Annotated in this window: 24 protein-coding genes and 1 pseudogene; 21 read left to right on the top strand and 4 right to left on the bottom strand. The window is 45.5% G+C overall.

The features are described from left to right. The first annotated feature begins 178 nt into the window (after nt 1-178). The 14 genes from J2Z66_RS43445 to J2Z66_RS17885 all read left to right on the top strand — a co-directional run bounded on the left by J2Z66_RS43445 (nt 179) and on the right by J2Z66_RS17885 (nt 13279). Nucleotides 179-313: a hypothetical protein gene (locus tag J2Z66_RS43445; RefSeq protein ID WP_281068854.1), complete on the top strand. Its 135-nt coding sequence runs from the start codon at nt 179-181 to the stop codon at nt 311-313. A gap of 435 nt (nt 314-748) precedes the next feature. After that, complete coding sequence (locus J2Z66_RS17945) at nt 749-1006, top strand: hypothetical protein (RefSeq protein WP_209972829.1); 258 nt, start codon at nt 749-751, stop codon at nt 1004-1006. Next, nucleotides 1003-1386: a retropepsin-like aspartic protease gene (locus tag J2Z66_RS17940; RefSeq protein WP_209972828.1), complete on the top strand. Its 384-nt coding sequence runs from the start codon at nt 1003-1005 to the stop codon at nt 1384-1386. The genes J2Z66_RS17945 and J2Z66_RS17940 overlap by 4 nt, the downstream gene beginning before the upstream one ends. Nucleotides 1387-1872: 486 nt before the next feature. Beyond that, complete coding sequence (locus tag J2Z66_RS17935) at nt 1873-2964, top strand: alanine racemase (protein ID WP_312894632.1); 1092 nt, start codon at nt 1873-1875, stop codon at nt 2962-2964. Between the two features lie 104 nt (nt 2965-3068). Then, nucleotides 3069-4844 (top strand): cache domain-containing sensor histidine kinase, encoded by a 1776-nt coding sequence (locus J2Z66_RS17930; RefSeq protein WP_209972827.1) that lies wholly within the window; start codon nt 3069-3071, stop codon nt 4842-4844. Beyond that, the gene (locus J2Z66_RS17925; protein WP_209972826.1) at nt 4841-6409 is read left to right on the top strand and encodes a response regulator; all 1569 of its coding nucleotides are present in this window, start codon (nt 4841-4843) and stop codon (nt 6407-6409) included. The genes J2Z66_RS17930 and J2Z66_RS17925 overlap by 4 nt, the downstream gene beginning before the upstream one ends. Nucleotides 6410-6532: 123 nt before the next feature. Further along, nucleotides 6533-7591 (top strand): Gfo/Idh/MocA family protein, encoded by a 1059-nt coding sequence (locus J2Z66_RS17920; protein ID WP_209972825.1) that lies wholly within the window; start codon nt 6533-6535, stop codon nt 7589-7591. A gap of 163 nt (nt 7592-7754) precedes the next feature. After that, the gene (locus tag J2Z66_RS17915) at nt 7755-9095 is read left to right on the top strand and encodes an extracellular solute-binding protein (protein WP_209972824.1); all 1341 of its coding nucleotides are present in this window, start codon (nt 7755-7757) and stop codon (nt 9093-9095) included. Nucleotides 9096-9252: 157 nt separating this feature from the next. Next, nucleotides 9253-10125: a carbohydrate ABC transporter permease gene (locus J2Z66_RS17910; RefSeq protein WP_209972823.1), complete on the top strand. Its 873-nt coding sequence runs from the start codon at nt 9253-9255 to the stop codon at nt 10123-10125. Nucleotides 10126-10181: 56 nt separating this feature from the next. Next, nucleotides 10182-11066 (top strand): carbohydrate ABC transporter permease, encoded by an 885-nt coding sequence (locus J2Z66_RS17905; RefSeq protein ID WP_209972822.1) that lies wholly within the window; start codon nt 10182-10184, stop codon nt 11064-11066. A gap of 86 nt (nt 11067-11152) precedes the next feature. Beyond that, a complete protein-coding gene (locus J2Z66_RS17900; RefSeq protein WP_209972821.1) occupies nt 11153-12019 on the top strand; it encodes a sugar phosphate isomerase/epimerase family protein in 867 nt (288 codons plus the stop codon). A gap of 389 nt (nt 12020-12408) precedes the next feature. Further along, nucleotides 12409-12699, top strand: coding sequence for a phage holin, LLH family (locus J2Z66_RS17895; protein ID WP_209972820.1), 291 nt, complete (start codon nt 12409-12411; stop codon nt 12697-12699). Beyond that, nucleotides 12686-12985 (top strand): M23 family metallopeptidase, encoded by a 300-nt coding sequence (locus J2Z66_RS17890; RefSeq protein ID WP_245375641.1) that lies wholly within the window; start codon nt 12686-12688, stop codon nt 12983-12985. The genes J2Z66_RS17895 and J2Z66_RS17890 overlap by 14 nt, the downstream gene beginning before the upstream one ends. A 156-nt stretch (nt 12986-13141) precedes the next feature. Then, nucleotides 13142-13279 (top strand): N-acetylmuramoyl-L-alanine amidase, encoded by a 138-nt coding sequence (locus tag J2Z66_RS17885; RefSeq protein WP_209973096.1) that lies wholly within the window; start codon nt 13142-13144, stop codon nt 13277-13279. A gap of 68 nt (nt 13280-13347) precedes the next feature. Here J2Z66_RS17885 and J2Z66_RS17880 read toward each other — a convergent pair whose 3' ends face one another. Beyond that, the gene (locus J2Z66_RS17880; protein ID WP_209972819.1) at nt 13348-13449 is read right to left on the bottom strand and encodes a YjcZ family sporulation protein; all 102 of its coding nucleotides are present in this window, start codon (nt 13447-13449) and stop codon (nt 13348-13350) included. Between the two features lie 414 nt (nt 13450-13863). On the opposite strand from J2Z66_RS17880, the gene J2Z66_RS17875 reads away from it, so the two are divergent. Both J2Z66_RS17875 and J2Z66_RS42720 read left to right on the top strand, forming a co-directional pair. Beyond that, the gene (locus J2Z66_RS17875) at nt 13864-14166 is read left to right on the top strand and encodes a hypothetical protein (RefSeq protein ID WP_209972818.1); all 303 of its coding nucleotides are present in this window, start codon (nt 13864-13866) and stop codon (nt 14164-14166) included. After that, a complete protein-coding gene (locus tag J2Z66_RS42720; protein WP_245375663.1) occupies nt 14163-14543 on the top strand; it encodes a hypothetical protein in 381 nt (126 codons plus the stop codon). Before J2Z66_RS17875 ends, J2Z66_RS42720 begins: the two co-directional genes overlap by 4 nt. A gap of 56 nt (nt 14544-14599) precedes the next feature. Here J2Z66_RS42720 and J2Z66_RS42715 read toward each other — a convergent pair. Beyond that, nucleotides 14600-15007, bottom strand: a pseudogene (locus J2Z66_RS42715) (ATP-dependent DNA ligase); the annotation flags it as partial. Between the two features lie 456 nt (nt 15008-15463). Between J2Z66_RS42715 and J2Z66_RS17865 the strand changes: the two are divergent. Together J2Z66_RS17865 and J2Z66_RS17860 are read left to right on the top strand one after the other, a co-directional pair. Then, a complete protein-coding gene (locus tag J2Z66_RS17865; RefSeq protein ID WP_209972816.1) occupies nt 15464-15751 on the top strand; it encodes an AbrB/MazE/SpoVT family DNA-binding domain-containing protein in 288 nt (95 codons plus the stop codon). Nucleotides 15752-15753: 2 nt separating this feature from the next. Continuing rightward, nucleotides 15754-16146 carry a type II toxin-antitoxin system death-on-curing family toxin gene (locus J2Z66_RS17860; RefSeq protein WP_209972815.1) on the top strand — a complete coding sequence of 131 codons (393 nt, stop codon included), beginning with the start codon at nt 15754-15756 and terminating at the stop codon, nt 16144-16146. Nucleotides 16147-16328: 182 nt separating this feature from the next. Here the strand turns inward: J2Z66_RS17860 and J2Z66_RS17855 are convergent, their stop codons facing one another. Beyond that, complete coding sequence (locus J2Z66_RS17855; protein WP_209972814.1) at nt 16329-17147, bottom strand: DUF368 domain-containing protein; 819 nt, start codon at nt 17145-17147, stop codon at nt 16329-16331. A 116-nt stretch (nt 17148-17263) separates the two neighbouring features. Then, the gene (locus tag J2Z66_RS17850; RefSeq protein WP_209972813.1) at nt 17264-19522 is read right to left on the bottom strand and encodes a helix-turn-helix domain-containing protein; all 2259 of its coding nucleotides are present in this window, start codon (nt 19520-19522) and stop codon (nt 17264-17266) included. A 294-nt stretch (nt 19523-19816) separates the two neighbouring features. Between J2Z66_RS17850 and J2Z66_RS17845 the strand changes: the two genes are divergently transcribed. From J2Z66_RS17845 to J2Z66_RS17835, 3 genes are all read left to right on the top strand, one after another. Continuing rightward, on the top strand, nt 19817-21487 hold the full coding sequence (locus tag J2Z66_RS17845) for an extracellular solute-binding protein (protein ID WP_209972812.1): 1671 nt from the start codon (nt 19817-19819) through the stop codon (nt 21485-21487). Nucleotides 21488-21567: 80 nt separating this feature from the next. Beyond that, nucleotides 21568-22467 (top strand): ABC transporter permease, encoded by a 900-nt coding sequence (locus J2Z66_RS17840; protein ID WP_209972811.1) that lies wholly within the window; start codon nt 21568-21570, stop codon nt 22465-22467. 19 nt (nt 22468-22486) lie between these two features. Continuing rightward, nucleotides 22487-23365, top strand: coding sequence for a carbohydrate ABC transporter permease (locus tag J2Z66_RS17835; RefSeq protein WP_209972810.1), 879 nt, complete (start codon nt 22487-22489; stop codon nt 23363-23365). The last annotated feature ends 9 nt before the right edge of the window (nt 23366-23374 follow it).

Genomic DNA, 23374 nt, shown 5'->3' with positions numbered 1-23374 from the left:
CACCTTCATGCTAGCTTTCATACAGAAAAAGACACCCGCAAGGGTGTCTTTTTACTAAAGTCGTGTGGTGCATATAGTGATAATGTTCTCGGTGTGACTGTTCATTCACCAAGGGAATCAGAAAGGAAGCACAGATTTCCCTATCGCTACTATCCCCTTCCCTCAGGAAGCAGCATCTATGGGCAGTCCTTTTGAGCGTGCGATTCATTTAACGATGTTTTTCATCGTTAAAGTAAGTGTTCCAGGTCAATCCGTCACGTTAATGATGATTTTCATCGTTAAAAGAGGGCGGATGGCCTCTCGCGGTGGTTAAAAGGGATTTTAACGATGAAAAACATCGTTAAAGTACCTATGTGGACATGCCCACGTGCCTTTAGCGATGAAAAACATCGCTAAAGTGCAGTTCACATCTCGCGCTCTTCATCTTCAGCGCCTGCGCCCGCTAGGAAATCTCCTCCAATCAAGAGAAAAAGCCTTGCTGGCTGTCCGTTTGAGCATGGTGTTCGTGCGATTGTAGCTAAAGAGAGGAAATGGCTGTGGGAGGAAGAGCGGTAGCGTCCGCCTTTAAAGATTTGTTCCAACCCCTCTTCCATTTCATTCAAGGGAACAAATCTTTAACAGCGGCTGGAGCCCACAGCCAATTCCTCCGTCATGCACCAACGCCATGAACACGCTCATCAAAGGACGCCACACAAGGCGTTTTTCTTATGATATAATTAGGTGAACAGATTCTGCTGGAGGTGGCGAGATGCGCTGGGAAGAAGTGCGGGAACAATTTCCCGATGAATGGGTTGTCTGTGAGGCACTGGCTTCACGCTCCGAGGATGGGTACTGGTATATTGATGAAGTAGCCGTTATTGATCGATTTGATGATTCGAAGATTGCTATGAAACGCTACTACGAGTTACATAGGGAGAAACCGAACAGAGAATACGGTTTTTTCCATACCTCCCGGGAACATCTGCAGCTTAGGGAGAAATGGTCAGGGGTACGAGGACCTAGATGAATATTGAAATCATATATGGATTACCGTTTGTTACTGTAACCATTTGTTACCGTGATCAGGAGCTTCTATTAAAGCACGCATTACTGGATACAGGTTCCGCAGGGACTATTTTTAACGCGGATCTAGTAGATGAAATTGGTGTTAGAGTAGAATCGGGAGATTTATTAAATACGATTAGAGGCGTGGGTGGGGTAGAGGTTGTTTATTCCAAACGCTTTGATTTTGTTCGTATTGGGGGAATCTCCTTGGAAGGATTTGAAGTGGAGATTGGGGAAATGAATTATGGTATGCAAATCGATGGTATTCTTGGATTTGATTTCATTCGTTCTGCTGGTTTAGTTATCAATGCTAAAGATTTGAAGTTAGCTGTACAGGAGTAGATCTTGCCATCTCCCTAAAAAATCACACCATCATGCTTGCTCAATTTTGGATTTTCCAAGGCACGGTTCGCCTTCATATAGAATAGGACACCCGCAAGGGTGTCTTTTGTTTTATTAGAGTCAGTGAGGGATCAAAGGAGTGAGTTGTCAGATGAAAGAAAGTAGGTTTGTCTGCGTAACTTCACTAATAAATGCGTCTAAACATGTGGGTGAAGGAACTCGCGTTGTAACGATTGCGTACGTTCACGATCCATTTTGATCCATTGAACGATCTCCCGTTTTAGTATACACAAATACTTACGATTATATCTACCGAGTGATCGTCCGCTAGTCGTCCACTAGTTGTAGGCGAGTCCAAGGCTAGTTAAAGGCGAGCCAGAGGGTTGACACTAAGAATCCGGATGATCTATGCTTTGGATGAGATTGATTAGATTCATTTAGATTCGTTGACAGCAGAGAGCTTGCCAAAAACAGGAGGAATGAAAGGTGTATACAGAACTGACAACACCTGCAGTTGTGGTGGATTTAGATATTGCAGAACGCAACATATCACGAATGGCAGAGCTTCTTCGCAACAAAGGAATTGCACACAGGCCGCACATCAAGACAACCAAATCGGCCTATTTCGCCAACAAGCAATTGGCGGCCGGAGCCTCAGGCATTACAGTAGCCAAGTTGTCCGAGGCGGAAACGTTCGTCGAGCTTGGAATTGATCATATTTTGGTCGCTTATTCCATTGTAGGTGAAGACAAGCTGCAGCACTTGGAGGCTTTGCAGAAGAAAGCTCACATCATTGTAACCGTGGATAGTATGGAAGCAGCCGAGGGACTTTCAAGCGTAGGGGTACGTTCGGGTCAGTCGGTCGAGGTGCTTATTGAGGTGGATGGAGGGCTTCATCGCGGCGGAAGGCAGCCGGGGGAAGACACCTTGGCGTTTGCCCGTGCGATTTCGGAGCTTGCAGGGATTCGGCTTAAAGGGATTATGGGGTATTTTGGAACCATTTACCGCAACAAAGATGAGGAAAGCTTTAGAAAAGCGGCCGGGCATGAATCGCTAGTTCTTAGCGAAACGGCTTCGCTGTTGAAAGACGCAGGGTTTTGTACAGAGATCATCAGCGGAGGCTCGTCGCCGGCGGCTCTGATGTGCGAGAATTTGGATGGGGTGACAGAGGTTCGGGCAGGCAATTATATTTTTTTCGATGCGTCTGGGGTTTCCATGGGGCTTGCTGGTGAGTCCGATTGTGCACTTCGTATTATTGCGACCGTTGTGAGCGTTCCACTACCGGGCAGGGCAACCATAGATGCCGGAACGAAGACGCTGACGAGTGATAAAGCCCATCATCGCGAAGGATTTGGGATTGTTACAGGGCTGCCGGATGTTCAAATTACTGGATTAAATGAAGAGCATGGGTTCCTGGAGTTTGACATTGCCAAGGTGCAGCTTCGCGTGGGGGATCGGGTGGAAATTATTCCAAATCATTCTTGCGTAATTCCTAATTTATGCAATACCATTACTGGAGTTCGGAAGGGCAAGCCGGTAGAAATCATTAAGGTTGATGCGCGCGGCTGCAATTATTAATTGTTTTGAAAACTGTAGGAATAATAAGCAAGACCATTCTCAAGATAATGTACTGGGCATGGTCTTTTTTTCTCATAATCAATAGGATTGGAAACGAGGGGGATATGAAGCTGTCGTTCAAGAAATCGCTAAAAAGCAAATTGTCGCTGCTCCTTCTTATCGCGGTTATATTACCGCTCCTGGCCACTGGCGTCGTATCCTATTGGATCGCTTCCAACTTGACGGAAGAGAAAGAAAAGCAATCTGGTATGAATACACTTCAGCAAATCTCGGATAAGTTGGACTTTATTATACGCGATGTTGATAATATGTCAGTGTTCATTATTGGGCAAAAGGATATTCAGGCTTATCTGAACAATGGACAAGCGGATATTTCCTTGTTTTCACAGAACATGGCTTTTCTCATGAACCTGGGGTCTTCCAAAAAATATATTTCGAATATTACCATTACGTCCGATTTCGGACATCCGACATTGTCCAATACGAATGTGTTGCACTCTGAATTGCCAGAGCTGCTGAAAGCCAACGAGCTCTACTATAAATCGAGCAGCTCATGGTGGACGCCGCTTTATGAGAATCAGACGACTGACAATGGGATCAGACGTGTCATCTCGCTCGTGCGGCCGATCCGGAGTATCGGTAAATATCAGCGGATCGGGGACCTGTCGATCAGTATTGACGAAGCAGAAGTTAGACGCATTCTAAGGGACGCGGGCTGGGAGAAGAAAGGGTCCATCTGGCTGCTCTATGAAGATAACCGGATTTTGTCCTCGCAAAGCGGTGAAGATCTGAATCAGCTGCTCAGCGGGCAAATCCCGATCCTTGGCGAACTGAAAGGGACAGGCGGGGTTATGGATTATAAAGCGGAGGGCGAAAGCAATACCGTGCTTTATTACTCGCTGCCGAGCCTCAATTGGAAGATTGTCGGCGTCATCCCGACGAAGGTATACACCGCGCAGAACGAATATGTGCTTACGCTGACAGCCTGTGCGATCGGGATTGCGGCGCTGCTCGCGATAGCGCTTGTGCTTTATTTTACTACTTGGGTGACGCGTCCGCTGACCGAACTTTCACGCAAGCTTAAGGATATTAATCCCGACGAGCCTATACCTGCTATTGAGGTCAAAAGCTCTGACGAGGTTGGATTGCTGCTTCATAGCTACAACAAGCTTGGAGATCGGATTGAACGTCTTAAAAGCCAGCTGCAGCAAAATGAGGCAGTGAAAAGGGGCGTTGATATTCAGGCGCTCCAGGCGCAGATTAACCCGCATTTTCTGTACAACACGTTGTCGTCCATCCACTGGATCGCTTTGATGAATAAGGATAAACAGATTGCCGAGATGGTTGGAACATTGAGTGACTTCTTGCGGTTCAGTCTGAACAATGGCCAGGAGTTTTGCTCGGTGCAGCAGGAAGTAGCGCATGCGCAAAACTATATACTCATCATGTCGAAACGATTTCAAGACAAATTTGATTGGGCGTTCTATGTGGATTCAGACCTGCATGACCGAATGATGCTTAAGCTGCTGCTGCAGCCTCTTATTGAAAACAGCATTATGCACGGTCTGCAGAAGAATAAAAACAAAGGAAGCGTCTACGTACATGGTGAGCGCCGGGGCGATGCGATAAAGTTTGTCGTGGAGGATACGGGGATCGGTATGGCCGAAGATAAACTAATGAATATCCGTCACCAGTTGAGCAATATGGCAGAACAGGGAGACGGGAAACCGGAACCGGTCAAATCGGGCTACGGCCTGGGGAATGTTCACCGCCGGCTGCAGCTGCATTACGGGAGCGAGGCCGGCCTGCACATCGAAAGCGAGCCGGGAAGCGGCACGCGAATCTCGTTCATCATTCCCATCCTGGAGGAATTATCATGAAGATTATGATCATAGACGACGAAGTTATTATTCGTACGGGTCTCTGCACGGTGATCGATTGGAAGGAACTTGGCTTGACGCTGCTAGAACCAGCCGAGTCGGCTGAAGAGGCGCTTGAACGCATCCCTGCCGAGAAGCCTCATATTGTGCTCACTGACATCCGCATGCCAGGAATGGACGGGATCCAGCTCGCGAAGGAAATCAAATCCTACTTGCCCGACACGGAGATTGTTATTCTGACAGGGTATGATGACTTCGCTTACGCCCAGCAGGCACTCCGTGAAGGAGTAACCGATTATTTGCTGAAGACGAGTGGTCCCGAGGAGATCATTAAGGCTGCTATGAAAGCGAAGAAAAATATACTGGATAAATGGGAGTCGATGAAGCAAAAAACCGAGCAGGCGGCCGCGATGCGCAACCAATTGTTCGAGCGGATGCTGACCGGAAGCGGGGAAGGGGCAGCACCTGTTGACATTTCGATGGCCCCGGTAAGAGACTGGCTTGAACAAAATCAGGTTATCCGCGAAGGCCCGGGTGGCAGTTGCCAGCCCATGCGCGTCACACTGGTAGGAGCCTCAGGCTGGGGGGAAGGCACGTCTTCTAGTCTGCTGCTTGGGGCAGTCGAGAACATTCTTTCTGACCTGCTCCCTTGCGTGACCTTGCTTAAAAAGGACAAAGTTATTGTTGTTTCTCAAACAGATGAGGGACTAACCGGGACGAGACAGCTGGAGAAGGCGATACATCGGATGCGTGATACGTTAAAATGTGCTGTTTTCGCAGCAGCAGGGGACACCACGACATCAGTTGAAGACCTGCAGCGCTCCTACAAGGAAGCGGAGAACTTATACTCTTTTCGCATTTTATTCGGGGATCAGGGATTGTTCACTACGAGTGACATTGAGCGCTGCGTGGGCGGGCGAACCGTCTGCTCGCAGAAGGAAGAAAGTGAGCTCTCCGCGATATTGATGAGCAACGATGCTGTGCAGCTCCGTCGCTGGTCTAACGAGATCGTTCGCGAGCAGATGGAGGATACTAAAGTGACTCCCGCGACATTGCGGGCGTTTCTTCAGTCGATCGTGATCGTGGCCCACCGCTGGCTCGACCGCGCCATGGAGAATCGTAACGTGGAGAAGAGAGGCGTGCAGCTGTTATCGTTTGAGCCTGATACGAAGCCCCATGAAGAGCTATTCAAGCTGCTCCTTTCCGTTATGAATGCGTTCCATGAGCTGGTAAGTGACAGCCGCTATTCGTATATTCACCGCGCGATTGTCTACATCCGGGAACATCTGGATCAGCATTTGACGCTTCAGCAGGTGGCCAAGTTCGTCCATTTGAATCCGAATTACTTAAGTGAAGTGTTCAAGAAAGAAATGGGCCTAAGCTATATTGAATTTATAACGCAGGAACGTATGAATCGGGCAGCGAATATTTTGCGGAGTACAGACAAAAAAGTAAGTGAAATAGCGCTCGAAGTCGGGTACGAGGACATGAAATATTTCAGCCAGCAATTCAAAAAATACATGGGCAGGACACCTTCCGAGTTTCGTCAATTCTCCAACTACTGAAAATAATCACCCCTAATGCCGAGAAATAACCCATTTGAAAAGCGTGGGAACGCAAGTATACTTGAGCTTCACGAGAGATGTGAAATCAAGCATTGCGGTATTCATTTTGGGGAGGGAATTACTTTGAGTAAATTAAGAGTTGCCGTGATTGGTGCGGGTTCGATTTCCGAAGTCCACTTTAATTCCTATGCAAAAAATGAACATGTTGAATTGGTCGCCGTGTGCGATTTAATCGAAGAAAGAGCTAGAGCAAATGCAGATAAATATGGGGCTGGCAAGGTATATACGAATTACCTTGATCTGCTCGCTGACCCGGATATTGACGCGGTTAGCATTTGTACCTGGAATAATACGCATGTTGAGATCAGCATTGCGGCCCTTGAAGCAGGCAAGCACGTGCTTGTCGAGAAACCGATGAGCACCGATCTTGATAAGGCGCTTCTCCTGCAGGATGCAGTGAAACGCACGGGCAAGAAGCTTCAGGTCGGCTTTGTACGCCGTTACAGCAGCAGTGCAAAAGTGCTGAAGAAGTTCATCGATGCAGGGGATCTTGGGGAGATTTATTACGCTAAGGCTTCCATCCTGCGCCGGCTCGGTAACCCGGGAGGCTGGTTCTCGGATGTGGAACGGTCCGGCGGTGGTCCGCTGATGGATATTGGCGTACACATCATCGATCTGTGCTGGTACTTGATGGGTCGTCCGAAAGTCGTTTCGGTTACGGGCAATACGTATAAAAAACTAGGCAACCGTTCCAATATCAAAAACCTGGATTTTTATAAGGCTGCTGATTTCGATTCATCGAAAAATACAGTCGAAGATTTGGCTAACGCGTTGATCCGCTTTGAGAACGGGGCCTCCCTGTTTGTCGATGTCAGCTTCACACTGCATGCCAAAACACCGCGCTCTACAGTCGAAATTTTTGGCGAAAAAGGTGGAGCGGAGATCGAACCGGATTTCGTGATCGTCTCTGAGAAACACGATACGATTCTGAATATGCATCCCCAGGTTAATTATCCCGGCTTCAATGTGGAAGAGGCATTCCAGAACGAGATCAACCATTTTGTGAGCAGCGCTCTCGGTCTGGCTGAGCTGATCAGTCCAGTTGAGGACGGGGTGGAAATCACCAAAATTTTGTGCGGCATCTATGAGTCAAGTATCAAAGGACATGAAATTTGTTTCTAATGGTTTACGAGAAGCCCCTGATGGGGCTTTTTTTTTTGAAGCTCCAAGAGGAGAGGGGGATAAAAAAACTGATTTATGCCTACCTTATGGCTGAAGGATATCCCCTACTTTATCTTTTTTATAAGGACTATACTAAACACATAACAAAAGAGGAGGGTTTGATTTGAAAAGAAAAAATACAATCGTTCTTACAGCCATACTTGCATTATCGACGCTGCTCGCGGCGTGTGGAGCCAATACAACAGATAAGGGTGGTACAGATACATCAACTGGAGGAACCAATCCCCCGACTGAAAAAACGAAATTGTCCATTTGGCATAACTTCTCTGGAGATGATTTGAGGGCCAAAGCTGTCCGTGCACAAATCGATAAATTCAAGGCAGCACATCCGGAAGTTGAGCTGGACGCCCAAGCGATTCCGCCAGATGGATATCGTCAGCGTCTGAAAACGGTTGCTGCGGCTAACGAAATGCCTGACATCTTTTACACAGATTCCGGAACATCCATTGAAGAGTTCTACTCCGGCGGCTTAATTCAACCCATCACATCACTGCTGGATAAAAATCCGGATTGGAAAAACAACTTCACACCAGGTGCGTTTGAGCCTCTCTCATTTGACAACCAAGTATATGCAACACCTTTGAGCGGTTCGGCTACATCCTTGTTTTATTATAACCAATCACTGTTCGATCAAGCCAACATAAAAGTACCTACGACGTGGGACGAGTTGATGGCTGCTGTCAAAACATTCAAAGACAAAAAAATCACACCAATTGCGCTTGGCAACAAGGCCGCATGGCTGGCTCAATCAAGCATCATGTCATCACTTGGTGATCGCGTGACTGGAACTGAATGGTTCTTAAAAGCAACAAAGCAAGATGGGGCAAAATTTACTGATCCTGAATTTGTTCAAGCCTTAACTTATTTCAAGGGTCTTGCGGAAGCAGGCGCGTTCCAAGAAGGATTCAACAGCTTAGATAATACACAAATGGAGCAATACTTTATCCAAGGCAAAGCAGCCATGATGATCGACGGTTCTTGGGCGCTCACGAATATGGCGGCTACTGGCACAAAAGAGCAGCTTGAACAAGTCGGAATCGGAGTTATTCCTTCCATTCCTGGAGGTAAAGGCGATCCGAACTCGATCTCCGGCGGGCCAGGCGGCGGTTTGGCTTTAAGCAAAAAGGTAACAGGCAAACAGCTTGACGCTGCACTAGATTTGATCTACACGGTTTCTGGTCCGGAAGGCATGAATGCCTTGGCACACAGCAACACTTTACTCAACTATAATATCGAATTGGATACAACTAAAGTAACGCCTCTGTTCTTAAAAGCTTTTGATTTATACAAAACTGTAAAATTGACACCCGTATACGATGCATACCTGACTTCAGCTGGAACAGATGCAATCAACAACGGCCTGCAAGAGCTTCTGATGGGCGGCAAGGCTGAAGCTACTGCTAAGAAGCTGCAGGACGCGGAAGTGAAAGCAAGAACTAAGTAATAGCATGAGCCAAGTAATTGTAAGAACCAAGCAATAGCAAATAGTAGCAAGTAGCAAGTAGCAGCGAATTCACTGGAACGATATCGGTTTTTCCTTGAGAATGGCCGATATCGTTCCTATTACATGACATCATCTACAAGTTCAAAGGAGGCTAGTTATGGTAACCGCGAGCCGAGTTAAAGGATTTATTTTTGTGGGCCTGCTTCCTGCCTTGTTGATCTATTCTGTTTTTGTCCTAGTTCCGATCATTTGGTCGGCATATTACGGCTTTTACGATTGGAAAGGCATTGGGGCAGCAAAGTTCATCGGGTTTGATAATTACATCGAAGCATTGAGTCATCCCATATTTTGGAGAGCACTCAAAAACAACTTGATTATCGTGGGTGCATCCATCTTCGGCCAGGTGCCGATTGCGCTCATATTATCCCTCGTTTTGTGGAAAAATACCTTCTTTCACCGTTTTATCCGTTCCGCAGTATTTATGCCAATGGTTGTTGCCTCTGTCGTGATCGGGATCATGTGGGGATACATTTACCATCCACAGATCGGTATATTAAATTTTGTTTTGGAACAAGTGGGCTTAGGCTCATGGATCCGTGATTGGCTAGGCGATCCCAAAGTAAATATGTACTCCGTAAGCATCCCCATTATATGGGCGAACATCGGACCTTATTTGATCCTTTTTATAGCTGCTATTCAAAATATTTCATCCGAAGTGGAAGACGCCGCCAAAATCGACGGTGCCACTAAAGGCAAAAGATTGTTTTATGTCGTCATTCCAATGATCTGGGATACGATCAAGGTTGCGCTTGTCCTGTGTATTTCAGGAAGCTTAACGTCATTTGACCTCATTTATGTTATGACTGGCGGTGGGCCTGCTCAATCAACGGAATTGCTCGCCACCTATATGTACAACAATACCTTTGAAATTTTCCGTTATGGCTACGGGTCAGCGGTTTCTACTTTGATAATCATCATCAGCATGGGGTTGGTACTTGGCAGCCAGGTGCTAATGAAGCGCAAATCATAACAAGTGATAGCCATTCATACAGGATACAGTAATCCATAAAAAAGGAGGGGACAGGAATGAGGACGATAGCCTCAGGCGGTGTACCAACGGGTGAGAGTCATAGTCCTTTCTCCAAAAAAGCTAAAAAAGGAAAATCATGGATTTCTAGCATTCTGCTGGTCGTCTACGCATTAGTGACGATTTATCCGCTCCTTTGGCTGTTCATAAGTTCGTTTAAATCGAATCAGGACTTTTTCGGCAAGCCGTTTTCGCTGCCATCCGTTTGGAAGTTCGATAATTATACCCGGGCATGGGAAGTAGCTGGTATTGGTACAGCATTCCTCAACTCCGTTATTGTGACGTTGTGTGCGGTCGCACTGACCCTATTAATTGCTGCACTTGCAGCTTATATTCTTTCACGTCTTGAATTTCGCTTAAAAGGGCCAATCATGTCGCTATTCGTGCTTGGGATGCTCATTCCGATTCACAGTACGCTCGTGCCGCTGTTTATTATGATGAAAAAGATGCATATTCTGGATACTTACGCCGCCTTGATTTTACCGTATACGGCGTTTCAGTTACCAATTGCTATCTTCGTCATCGCAGCCTATTTAATGTCGATACCTAAGGAAGTGGAAGAGGCGGCTATGATTGATGGCAACGGGTATTGGGGCATATTCTTCCGGGTTATTTTCCCGCTGTCCATCCCGGCTATGGCCACGGTTGCCATTCTAGCCTTTCTGCGATTCTGGAACGATTTCGCTTTCGCACTAGTATTTATTAATAAGCAGGCCTTAAAGACGCTGCCGCTCAGCTTGGCTGTTTTCTCTGACGGCTACGGCACAGACTACAGCTTGACGATGGCTGCCATGTCGATCGCAGTTATTCCGACGATTATTATTTATTTGATATTCCAGGAGCAAATCATGAAAGGTATGGTGGCGGGCGCTGTAAAAGGATAAAACATGCCTTCGCAACCTATGTGAGCCTTTTTTGTCGGAAGGGATTCTAAGCATATAAATTTTGAAATCAGAAATGAGGGTCAAGCATGAAACTGGGGATCAGCTCGTATTCTTTGCATCCGAGCCTTGGAACGCAAGAGATCGATATTTTGCAGGCAATGGAGTGGATGAAGGAGCAGAAAGTCGATCACGTGGAAATCACACCAATCGGGATTGACTTGGAAGGACAGCCGGAGCTTGTTGATGCGATTGCGGCCAAGGCGCGACAGCTTGATCTGGAAGTGGCGAACTTCGCGGTAGCAGGAGATGTGCTGAAGCCGACGATGGAGGAGTTTGAGCAAGAAATCGCGCGGCTGAAAAAACAAGTAGAGACAGCAGCACGGCTTGGCGCCTTGCGGATGCGCCATGACGTTGTGGCCTGGGACAAAAAGCCGGAACGCTCTAGCCAATTCGAAGAAGACTTTGCGCAAATTGTGGAAGCGTGCGGTATCATTGCTGATTATGCGGCCGGGTTCGGTATTACGACAACGATCGAAAACCACGGATTCTATATCACGCCGAGTGATCGTGTAATGCGCATAGTAGATGCGGTGAATCGTCCCAACTTCAAGCTGCTGCTGGATGTGGGCAACTTCTTATGCGTAGATGAAGATCCTTACGCCGCCGTGAAACAAGCAATTGGCTACGCCGCAATCGTGCATTTCAAAGATTTCTACATTCGCAAAAGTAATGCGTTCCCTGGAGAAGGCTGGATACAGACGTTGAACGGGAATTATATCCGTGGTTCTATTTTTGGTCAGGGAGATATGGATATGCGGCGCATTATCCAGGTGATCAAGGACTCTGGATTTGAGGGGCCAATATCGATCGAGTTCGAAGGCATGGAGCCGGACAAAACTGCAACCCGCATGGGATACGAGAACGCTCGGCGGTTGTGGAAGGAGACGGTTTAGAGGGGAAATGTAACTGTAACGGCAATAGCGATATGCATATGGAAAATGGAAACCTGCTCTTTGGAGCAGGTTTTTTTGTAAGAAAGTTCAAGTGCTTAACAAAGCCAGCCGCATGAGGAAGGCCGCTGAAAAAGTCCTTTAACGTAGGAAAGGTTACCTGGGAGGAGGAAACGAAGACCGTAACTCCGTTACCTCCTCTACCTGATCCGGGGCCTACTCTGGAGGATAAGATAGCAGCCCTTGAAGAAGAAAACATAAATCTTATGCTGGCTCTTACTCAAGTGTATGAAGAGAAGGAAGCCGATAAAGTGGCCATGCAAGAAGAGAGCATAAACACAATGCTGGCGATAACAGAACTTTATGAACTTATGATTGGAGGCAACTAACCAATGGCACAAATTTATTTCAAACTCATAGTAGCCGGCAGGAAGACAATCCAAGAACAACGTGAGTTATTGCACAAGATTGCTTCCGAGGGGTTTGCTCTTGCTGAACAGACGTTTAAGCAGCTTGGAGGGGAACAGAAACTTAGTTCTGCTCAGGATTATGTAATTAGAAGGCTCGATGCTGCAGGGGTTCAATTTTCAGCCATGGAAATTCGAGCAGCTATTGAAAAGGCAGTTTTGGATTATAACGCAGCGCAGCAGCCGAAAGAGAGGACGGACCATGAATCCATTTGAAGGTTTCCGCATTAGCAGTCCTTATGGACCGCGGAAAGATCCATTTACGGGACTGCCGGCGCATCATACTGGCATCGACGTACTGACTCATCAAGCTCCCATATACGCCTTAGGTTGGGAAGTCGTGCATGCGCGTGAAGGTGTGCCCGGTACTGGCTTTGGTGGATTTGGTATCGTGGTTGCCGTCAAGGATATTCGTGGGGCGCTCCATTGTTATGCGCATCTGGATAGTGCTGCTGTCAAAGTAGGGCAGCAGATAATGGCAGGCCAGATGATCGGCAGGTAAGGCACAACGGGGCGCAGTACCGGATCCCATTTGCACTATGAGGTGCGGACAAAAGCAACTCCAAGCTATGGGTTTGGGACGGACACGAAACCAGAAGCTTATTTGGAAAAATACTTGCCGAAGGTGCCGGAAAAAGTAGAGGAGGTTAAACCAAAGATGGATCCAAAAGACGCGAACAAGGTGATTGAGTTTCTAAAGGCCGCTTACGGAGCCACCAGTAGCAAAGATGCCCAGAAAGAATTTAATAGACTTGCTAATGAGCTGCGGATGGTCAGCGGTCAGCCTGCACAGTAGAACACGACCTAGTAAAAGTGTGTGCCCCCACGAGAATAAAGTTTGTGGGGGCACTTCAATCTACGAGATTAAAAGCAGAACGTGCACGAGATTATAACCAAGAGAATGAAAAGAACCAGAATTGCCGCGGTGTTTGTGCGATGATGAAGAATACCAATCCCATCTGACATATTCGCCACTCCTTTCACAGAGAAAATTGTTACTACCCCACCAATATACGCAAGTTGTTTAATATTGCTTGGACATATATACAGGATATTATTGATTTATGAGAATGAATAAAAATCCTCTTTCCCTTGCGGATTGGGAGCTTTGTTTGTTTATGAATGAGGGGCGAGTTTAAAAACAAAGTGTACACGAAATGATAACCAAGAGGATGAAAAGGACAAGAATTTCTACGGTGTTATTGCGATGATGAAGAATCCCTGACATATTCGCTTCTCCTTTCACAGAGGAAATTGTTGCTACTCCACCAATATATGTAGGAATATTAATATTGATTGGACATGAATATACGGATTGAGCATAATTATCCGGTCAGCCAGTGAAATAAATAAGAAAGATTTAGGGGAGGGCACAGCAAAATGGCCAAAGTTTACCTCGATCCCATCAAGCGTGGAGATACGGTTTACTATACAGCTACCTGGGAGGGCGTGGCTGCCAGCGAGCTGCGGTCACAGATACGAGATAGCAGCGGCAGGCTCATTGCAGATGTGGTCATAGAAGAAACAGGCGAACCAGGAACATTCCGGTTTAGTGTGGACGATACGACCGCCTGGCCAACCGGCACCCTTGAAACGGATATAAAGTACACATCACCTGATGGAACTATTAAAACGTCTGACACAACGATGTGTATACCCGCTATAAGGGGGATTACTATATGAATGACATCATAATTAATGTTACGCCTCCACCAGCTATCCCTATTGTTGTAGCTCCTCCCGGATCGGGCGGCGGAGGTGGAAGCAGTAGCGTGTTGCTAGGCAGCTACACGCTCACCCCTACAAAGTGGGATAGTACTGCGATTACCGTAGATACAACAGTTAAAACCCTAACAATAGCAGGTCATGGTCTAATTGTTGGCGATCAGGTTATTTTCACCTATCAAAAAGCCAGAGGGCAATCATCCATACCAACGGGATTAATGCAGGTAAAATATACCTTCGTCCGTCTGGTATCCGGTGACTCGTTCAAAGTGGCCGAGACTAATACAGACACGACGGTTACATTGGTCCAGGAAGATGCAGCCGCTTGTATATGAGAGAATAAATCTATTCCCTTATCTTCATAAAATGGAATCTGAGCTATGTAGGGATTTACAGGCAGGACTGCTGTTTTTAGAATTTCTTTCCTCCGTTCAAGCGGATACCCCCGGAGATCCTCGCCCTTGTATCTTAAAATATCGAATACGACGTAGTTAACCGGTCTGGATTCACTCAACTTTCTAATTTTACCGGGCTTGGTTGCTGCAAATCTCTCCATAACAGATTCGAAACAAATGGAGCCTTCAGAGTTCGTTACCGCAACTTCTCCATCCAGGATGATATCCTCTGTAAATGGTACAGATAACAGTTCTGGATATTGCCGAGTGCAATCGTTGTTGTGGCGAGTGTAGAGGCGGGTTAAAGAGTTGGTATGCGATAGGATCAAGCGATGACCGTCAATCTTTGGTTCGTATATATAGTTGTCATTGTCAAATGGGGCTGCTGCGGTCTCTAACAGCATTGGAGCTATGAATTTCATGTTGTACACCTCAACAACAATTATAACGTGGGAAGATATAATTAGAATCTGGTAAGTTTTTCCGCTTGATTTCTATCTAGCTGGCTGTCCATTTGAGCTTGGTGTTCGTACAATTGTAGCAGAGTGAGTGAGTGTGAGCGGAAAAGCGATAGTGTCCACATGCGAAGATAAATTCCTACCACCGAAGTCCAATCAAGGGAACAAATCTTTAACAGCAGATTTAGCCCACATTCATTCTTTTCCCTTAGCACTAGCGTTACATACACGTACCTCAAAGGAAGCCGACTCCCTCGCCCCTATCATGTAAACCACAACCGTTGTGGTTTTTGCTTTTATCGCGTTGTCTAGTTTGTTATAATGTACATACGTTATAAAGTTTATACAGTTAGAAGGTATTACTTTTTGTGTTTGGATCATACTATGAGAGGAGATACCAATATGAATGGTGTGGTCAGAATGAAAGATAATAAACGTAAAGTTTACTCTCGTAAAGTAGGGAGAATGGGCAACAGTTTAGGGATAAGTTTGCCTAAAATCCTTGCAGAAAAGTTAAATGTGATACAGGGAGATGAGATTGAATTTATCGAGAACGATCAAGGAGAAATTGTGCTTAAAAAGGTCCGTCAAATGAAACTTCCTGATAATGTCCGCCCTGAAGTGTTAGAGGCCTTCTTTGATGTGTTCGAAGAGGATGAAGGAATATTAAATGACTTGAGGGACCGCTAACGATGACAATTTTTCTGACGAAGGAAGAGGCCGTGGCTGCGCATTATTTCTTGATGAAGAAAATGAATGATACAGAGCAAGCGGGCGTTAAGGAACATGCTCTGTTGGACTCTGCGATGCATAGAGCCCAGCAGAGCGTGTTCGGAGAAGATGAATATCCAACTTTGTTTGATAAGGCTTCTGCTTTATTAGAATCGTTAGTCAAAAATCATTGTTTTCACAATGGTAATAAACGAACAGCGTATCTTGTAGTCAAATCATTTTTATTGTTGAATGGATTTCAACTACAAATGGAACGGCAATATGCCGTTGAGTTTATTGTTGATATTGCGAAAGGGACACATTCTTTGGAGGCTATCGCGAGCATCCTGAAAGAATATTCCGTAGAAAAGTAATCTGCGGAGCGATCGCTCAAGTGACATTAAAACCATGGCAACACTCATTGAAGATTATGAGTTGAGATCATTGGACAGGGTTTCAAATCCTTCGTAATTCAGCATCAAAAAAGCCAGCCGTATTAGGCTGGCTTTTTTGTCGACTTACTGGAAAGTAGAGATTCATCACTGAATAATTGAAACTAAGCGTTTTTATATTCAATCCTACCCAAAACAGCAGCAATTACGACGCCGAGTCCAAAGGTGAGGATGCTGGCGATAATGCCCCCAATGGAATCCCCTATTTCCGGGAAAATCACATAAGCAGAGCCGACTACCAGGCCCACAACAGCTGCGTATACAACGGTTGTAAAACGATGTAGTAAATAGGAGATCAGTTTGCTCGTTACGATGATACCGAAAGCGACGCCTATGCCAACTGCGATAATAATAGCAATATCTAACGTTTTAACACCGTGAATAATTGTTTCGTAGTAGCCCAGCAGCAGCATCATGAAAGATCCGCTGACACCTGGCAATACGAGTGCGGTGCTGGCAATCCAGCCAATAAAAAATAAGGTTATATAATCCATGAAGCTGGTCATCTCCAGCACTTCGTTACTTCGTTCACCCATCGTTCCAAGGACGCTGACAATGACTAGAGATACTAGGAGAATCAAGTAATGATGTGCTTTAAATGTAGTGCGATAGCTGACCTTCTGCAATAAATAAGGAGCAATTCCCAGGATCAGTCCAATAAAGAAAAAGTAGGTTTGCTGTGTGTATACCTCTAGTAGCCACGAAATAACTCTTGCTGCAGAAAAAATAGCTGCTAATAAACCTATGCCCAGGGGGATCAGAAAGCTGAGACTTTTTTTCCATGAAGTACTGAACAGTTGATTAATGGAGTTAATCGTGTCTTCATAAATACCCAGAACTATGGCAATGGTGCCGCCGCTAATGCCTGGTATGATGTCGGTCACTCCCATCATTGCCCCACGCCAAAGATTATTCCATTTCAAAATCAAAGATCACTCCTTTGTTATTTTTTTCTACGCTCCTTGTTCTACTTTCTTGTTTTGCTGTTTCCATCCTTCCTTTTATAACATGCATAGGGATAAAAGTCTAATTTCAAGTGTCACTTCCCGGTACGCTGCTCCAGGCGGTATTCATTCGGTGTAGAGCCTGTAATGCGTCTGAACATGCGGGTGAAGGAGTTGGCGTTGTGATAGCCGACTTGAACGGCGACCTCATGTATTTTATCATCGGTTTCTTCCAGGATGCTTTTGGCTTTGCGGATGCGGATATCTTCGAGATAATCACTGAAGGTTTGCCCTGTTTTGTTCTTAATGTATTTAGCCATGTAGCCTACGGAGATGTTGAGCTTGCCAGCGATCGCCTCCTGGCTGATATCCTCGCTGTAATGGCGCTCCATATAGGCAAGCACGTAGTCGACAATAGGATCCTTGTCGGCTTTCTTGCCGTCGATTAAATACACGGCCTTCTCGACCAAGCTGGTGTAAAAGGACATGTATTGCTCCTCAGAGACAAATTCATTCACCTGCTCGTATAGGGACAGGGGGCCTTCCGCCATAAGCTCGCTAACCTCAATTTTTTGCGTCATCAGCGAGAGCAGGATTTGCGAAATGACCTCGCTGGCCATTTGCTTGTAGGCGAATGCTTTACCGTTCTTACTCAACTGCTGCAGCAGACGGCGAATCATCAGCAGAATATCTGCCGTGTGACCCGCTTTGATATGGCTGGATAGCTCCTGCGCGTCTACGGGCGAGAGGTGGAAATCGTTTTGCTCGACCGGCAGCTCGGTGATGATTTGTGTTGCAGCATTGAGCTTGCGTTCACGGAGCATTCCCATGGTTTCTTCGTAGGCGTTAGTGAATTCACTTGGATTGCGCAATTGCAGATTGGCAGCCATCGTGATGTAATAATGCTCAAGATCCTGATCGAACACCTTTTTGATGGTCAGCAATGTTTCTGTGAGTGCATCTAGTGTCAAAGCATCGTTTTCGGTGAAAATGATGGCTGCGATCAAATCTTTTTCAATTTGCAGGGTTTCCGATTGGGCGAAGCTTTGCTGCATGCTTAAATTAATAAACTCAAGAAAATAAGCATTCCAGTTCAACTCTTTGGGCAGAGATTCGTGAAAGGTGCTCGTGAAATGAAGCTGGAACATAACGAAATAAAACGGCTTGGTCGTGTCGATCAGATTTTGGACATCTTTGCTGCCAATAGGAATGCTTTTGACCTTTGTTAAATAGCCGTATTTTTTGAGCAGTGAATCCTTCTTTTGCAAATCCGAATGAATCTGCTGGTTGGAAGCGATGATCGTTCTTACGCTGTCGCCGATTTGGTTAAATTCATTAATCGTGCTGCTCACTTGAAAGTTTGGATTCATTTTCTGTAAAGATTCCAGCATACGCTGGACAGGACTTTTGAACCTGATACTAAGCAGCACCGAGCTGAGCAAGCTGAGCGCTACGGACAGCACGAGCAGAATCAGGAGAATGAAGCTCAGACGGGTTATTTTGGCAGCGATTTGCTGATTGGGAAGCACATTCACATAGGTAAGACCGGAATACTCGCCTTTTTCATAAAAATAATAATTGTGTTTATCCTCGTCGTAAGCTACATGTTGATCCGCGGACAAAGCCAGATTGCTCATTTCTTGGGGCGCTGTGCTGTAGAACAATTTCCCTAGATCATCCGCAATATAGAACATATCATTGACCGAAAAATGGAACTCCCGGTAAATTTCATTAGCTTTGATTAATGCTGCGAAATAAATGCGTTTTTGCAGTTTGTTTTTGATAACCACGGGAAAATACACACCGGCTTCGCCGACAATGCCGTTAAAACTCTTCTTATGAAAGAGCGCAGCGGGGAAAATTCTCATATGGTAATCTCCGTCTGCCTGCTGCTTCCAGAAATCAGCGTTGTACGTATCACTAATGTAATAACTTTCATGCATCTCTTCCATTTGGGTCAGGCCGCTTTTATCAATAATGAAGTTATAGGTATCGTTGTAAAGAAATAAGTTTTCCAGATTCAAGCTCGTGGTGTTGGACAGGATCGTATTGATCTCTTTGGTCAGCCTGTTCATCGCAAAAAAATTAGACCTGCCCTTTTCAAGAATAGCGACATCTGCATTGAAAAATAATTGCGTCGCAACATCATCCAGAAGACGGAATTGCTTCTCATAATTGTTTACGGTATTACTCATATTCAGGGTGTTGTAGGTAATGATTTCTTTGCGTAAATTGCTTTGGAAAAAATTAAAGGAAAAGGTATTGAAAAGAAAAGAAATCAGTACGATGACCATAAAGCTGAGCAATAACTTGACGAATAGAGAGTTTCGTTTCATCCGCATTTTGGAAATCATGCTTTGTACAGCCCCCGTTTCTAATAAGCTCTACTATGAGGAGTCTTTCTTCATAATAATGGATTTAGCTATAGAATAGAAACCTTCTTTTCCAAATCATTTATTCATTTTCTGTTTTTTGTTGGTTAAATAGCAGCGAAAGGAATAATAAAACGGAAATTGCGGCTTTTCAGAACATGACGAAGTTAGTAAGCTAAAGGTGCGCAAAGCTGTAACAGGCTGGATGAGCTCATCCAAGAAATATAGCAAGAAATATAGGACGTTAAAAGTAAGAACATTTAAGGGGGACTGAAAATGAAAAGAAACAAGCGCGGTATAGTATGGATGTTGTTAGCGCTCGTATTGGTGCTTGCTGCATGCAGCAGCGGTGAAAAAGGGAATGAAGCTACACCAACTCCTAAGAGCAGCGATGCTGTGGAGAAAGAAGGAACAGAAAATGTGAGCAAAGATGGCAAGTATGATCCTCCAATTACACTGACTACAGTACGATCGCAGCAAAATACCGTTAAATTCGCGGAAGGGGATTCCATTGAAAATAATGTGTGGACCCGGGCTTATGAGGAGAAGTATGGCATCAAGGTCAAAACCTTATGGGCAGTTGACCCCAGTCAATTGGATCAAAAAATGAATTTGACGATTGCTTCTGGCGATATTCCCGATTTCTTCCTCGTTTCTGCTACCCAGTTCAAACAGCTGGCGGAGGCAGATATGCTAACCGATATGACGGAAGTTTACGAGAAGCATGCTACGGACGGTGTGAAAAGTCTTCTGAACGAGGAAGGGGATTTGGCCCTGGAATCCGCTAAAATCGATGGTAAGCTGATGGCTATTCCATTCAGTTCACCCAGCAGAGAAGGATCACACATGATTTACATCCGGACGGATTGGCTGAAAAAATTGAATTTGCCTGAGCCTAAGACGATGGAGGATGTGCTCAAAATCAGTGAGGCTTTCGCCACCCAGGATCCGGACGGCAACAACAAAAAAGATACCTTCGGTTTGGCGGTGGACAAAGATTTCGCTCTTCTCAAAGGCTTCTATAATAGTTTTCATGCCTATCCAGGCTTGTTCCTGAAGGATGAAGCAGCAAAACTGACCTATGGAACGATTCAGCCGGAAATGAAGTCGGCGCTTGGCAAGCTGCAGGAGATGTTCAAAGCGGGTCAAGTAGATCCTGAATTCGGCGCCAAGGATGTTACCAAGGTTTTCGAGATGATATCCAACGGTAAAATTGGTATGTTCTATAACCCTTACTATGCAGGTTTATACCCCCTTCAAGCGGCTAAAGACAAAGATCCATCGATGGAATGGAAAGCTTTTCCGCTCGCTTCGGTGGACGATCAGCCTGTCAAGTCTCAAGTTGAATTGGGAGTAGCCGGTTATTGGGTCGTGAAGAAAGGTGTTGAACATCCAGAGGCGATTCTCAAAATGCTCGATTTCTGGCTGCAAACCTTTTATGAAAACAAATCGGACGAAATTTACCAGAAGTTCAACACGTCTCCGGAAGACAATAATCAGGTTTGGCTGCTCAATGCGATTTCCGCCTATAAGGCGTTCAAGAATGTGGACGAAAGCCTGCGGATTATCGACGCACTCGATAGTAAGGATACGTCTAAGCTAACTCCCGAGGACAAAGGGGTATACGAGAAAATCCTGAAATATCAATCCGGCGATCAAAGCAATTGGGGTTGGAATCTCATTTTCAATAAAGGAAATTCGTTGTCGATAGCTCATTTATATCGGGAAAATAATCTCTATATCAATAACGAATTCACATCAACACCACTCCCCTCGATGATTGAAAATGGTGTTGTGCTTACTAAGCTGGAAACAGAGGCTATGACGAAAATCATACTTGGCACTACTCCGATCGATGGTTTTGAAGAATATAAAAATCAGTGGCTCAAGCTGGGCGGTGAAACGATTCTTAAGGACGTTAACGCCTGGTACGAAGCGAAGAAATAGCAAGCCTGCAATCGCCGTATGAATTTCATGGGTGAGTGAGGCGACTGCTTCTCTCACCCATGCTACTTGGAAGAAGGTGAATGGACATGACCAAAAAGCTGGCTAACTGGCCGCTGCATCTGATGCTTTTACCCGGTGTGATTTTTGTTCTTATATTCAATTATGGCCCCATGTTCGGGATTGTTATCGCCTTTCAAAAATACATTCCAGCCAAAGGTTTTTTTGGATCTGAATGGATTGGTTTGGACAATTTTAAATATGTATGGGGGCTCCCTGATACACTTGAGGTTCTGAAAAATACCGTCTTTATCGCCACTATGAAAATCGCAGTCGGTTTGATCGTACCGATCATCATCGCGCTGCTGTTGAATGAAATTTATCACACCCTTGTCAAGCGGGGTATACAAACGCTAATTTATTTGCCCCACTTTTTGTCGTGGACTATATTGGGCGGTGTGTTGATTGATATTTTGTCACCCTCTGTGGGGATCGTAAATGCCTTGCTGGGTTTGTTGCATATTAAACCTATTTATTTCCTGGGTGATAATAATTGGTTTCCTTATGTGCTTGTAACGACTCACGAATGGAAGGAATTCGGATTTAGCACGATCATCTATTTGGCGGCCCTAACGAGCATTAATCCTACTTTATATGAAGCTGCAGTGGTGGATGGTGCTAACCGGCTGAGACAAACCTGGCATATCACACTGCCGGGAATGAGGCCTATCATCGTTCTGCTGGGCACACTCAGCTTGGGAAGCATACTTAGTGCCGGCTTTGACCAGGTGTTCAATCTTTACAATCCTCAGGTTTATGAAAGCGGCGATATTATCGATACGTTTGTTTATCGCATGGGCTTGGTCAGCGCGCAATATGGGCCTGCAACCGCCATCGGCTTACTCAATTCTATCGTTTCCTTCGTGCTGATATCTGTCGCCTATTATCTTGCCTATCGCTTTGCTAAATATCGTATCTTCTAGAGAAAGGGGGCTCACACGAATGCGGCATTCGAAATGGAGAGTCGGCTTTCAGATCGTGAATTATACATTTCTTTGTTTGCTCGCTTTATTATGCATTCTGCCGATGATCCATGTGCTTGCCTTGTCCCTCAGCTCGAACGCAGCGGCGTCGGCAGGCATTGTACGGCTCTGGCCAGTCGACTTTAACCTAACCTCGTACAGCTATGTGCTGGCGAAAAAGGAATTTGTCAGTTCATTCGTCATTTCACTAAAGCGTGTTGCGCTTGGCTCTGCCATCAACATGCTGCTCGTTGTACTGCTCGCGTATCCCTTATCCAAGGAATCAAGCAAATTCAAATCGCGGACCTGGTATATTTGGTTTTTTGTTGTGACTATTTTATTTAGCGGCGGTTTGATTCCAACCTATATGGTGATTAAATCAGCGGGTCTGCTGAATAGTATATGGGCGCTTGTTCTGCCTGGCGCGGTTCCTGTGTTTAGTGTGCTGCTGCTGCTCAACTTTTTCAGGGGGTTGCCGAAGGAGCTGGAAGAGGCTGCTTTCATGGACGGCGCGGGGCATTTCACCACACTCTTCAAGATTTTCCTGCCTTTATCGGTACCTGCTTTGGCGACCATTCTGCTGCTCACGATGGTAGGGCATTGGAACAGCTGGTTTGATGGTCTGATTTACATGAACTCCCCAAGCAAATACCCTCTGCAAAGTTACTTGCAAACGATTGTAATTCAGAAAAACTTCTCGGAGCTGACAGATTTGAATCTTGAAACACTGAAGCAAATTTCAGATCGTACGGTGAAGGCAGCACAGATTTTCATGGGGGCTCTGCCAGTGCTGGTCGTTTACCCGTTTCTGCAAAAGTATTTTATGAAAGGCATTGTTCTAGGTAGTGTGAAGGAATGAGAAAGACTT

It is taken from the genome of Paenibacillus eucommiae (assembly GCF_017874215.1).
In the GTDB taxonomy this organism is placed as follows: Bacteria; Bacillota; Bacilli; order Paenibacillales; family NBRC-103111; genus Paenibacillus_AI; species Paenibacillus_AI eucommiae.
This window is presented reverse-complemented; position numbering and strand designations above follow the sequence as displayed.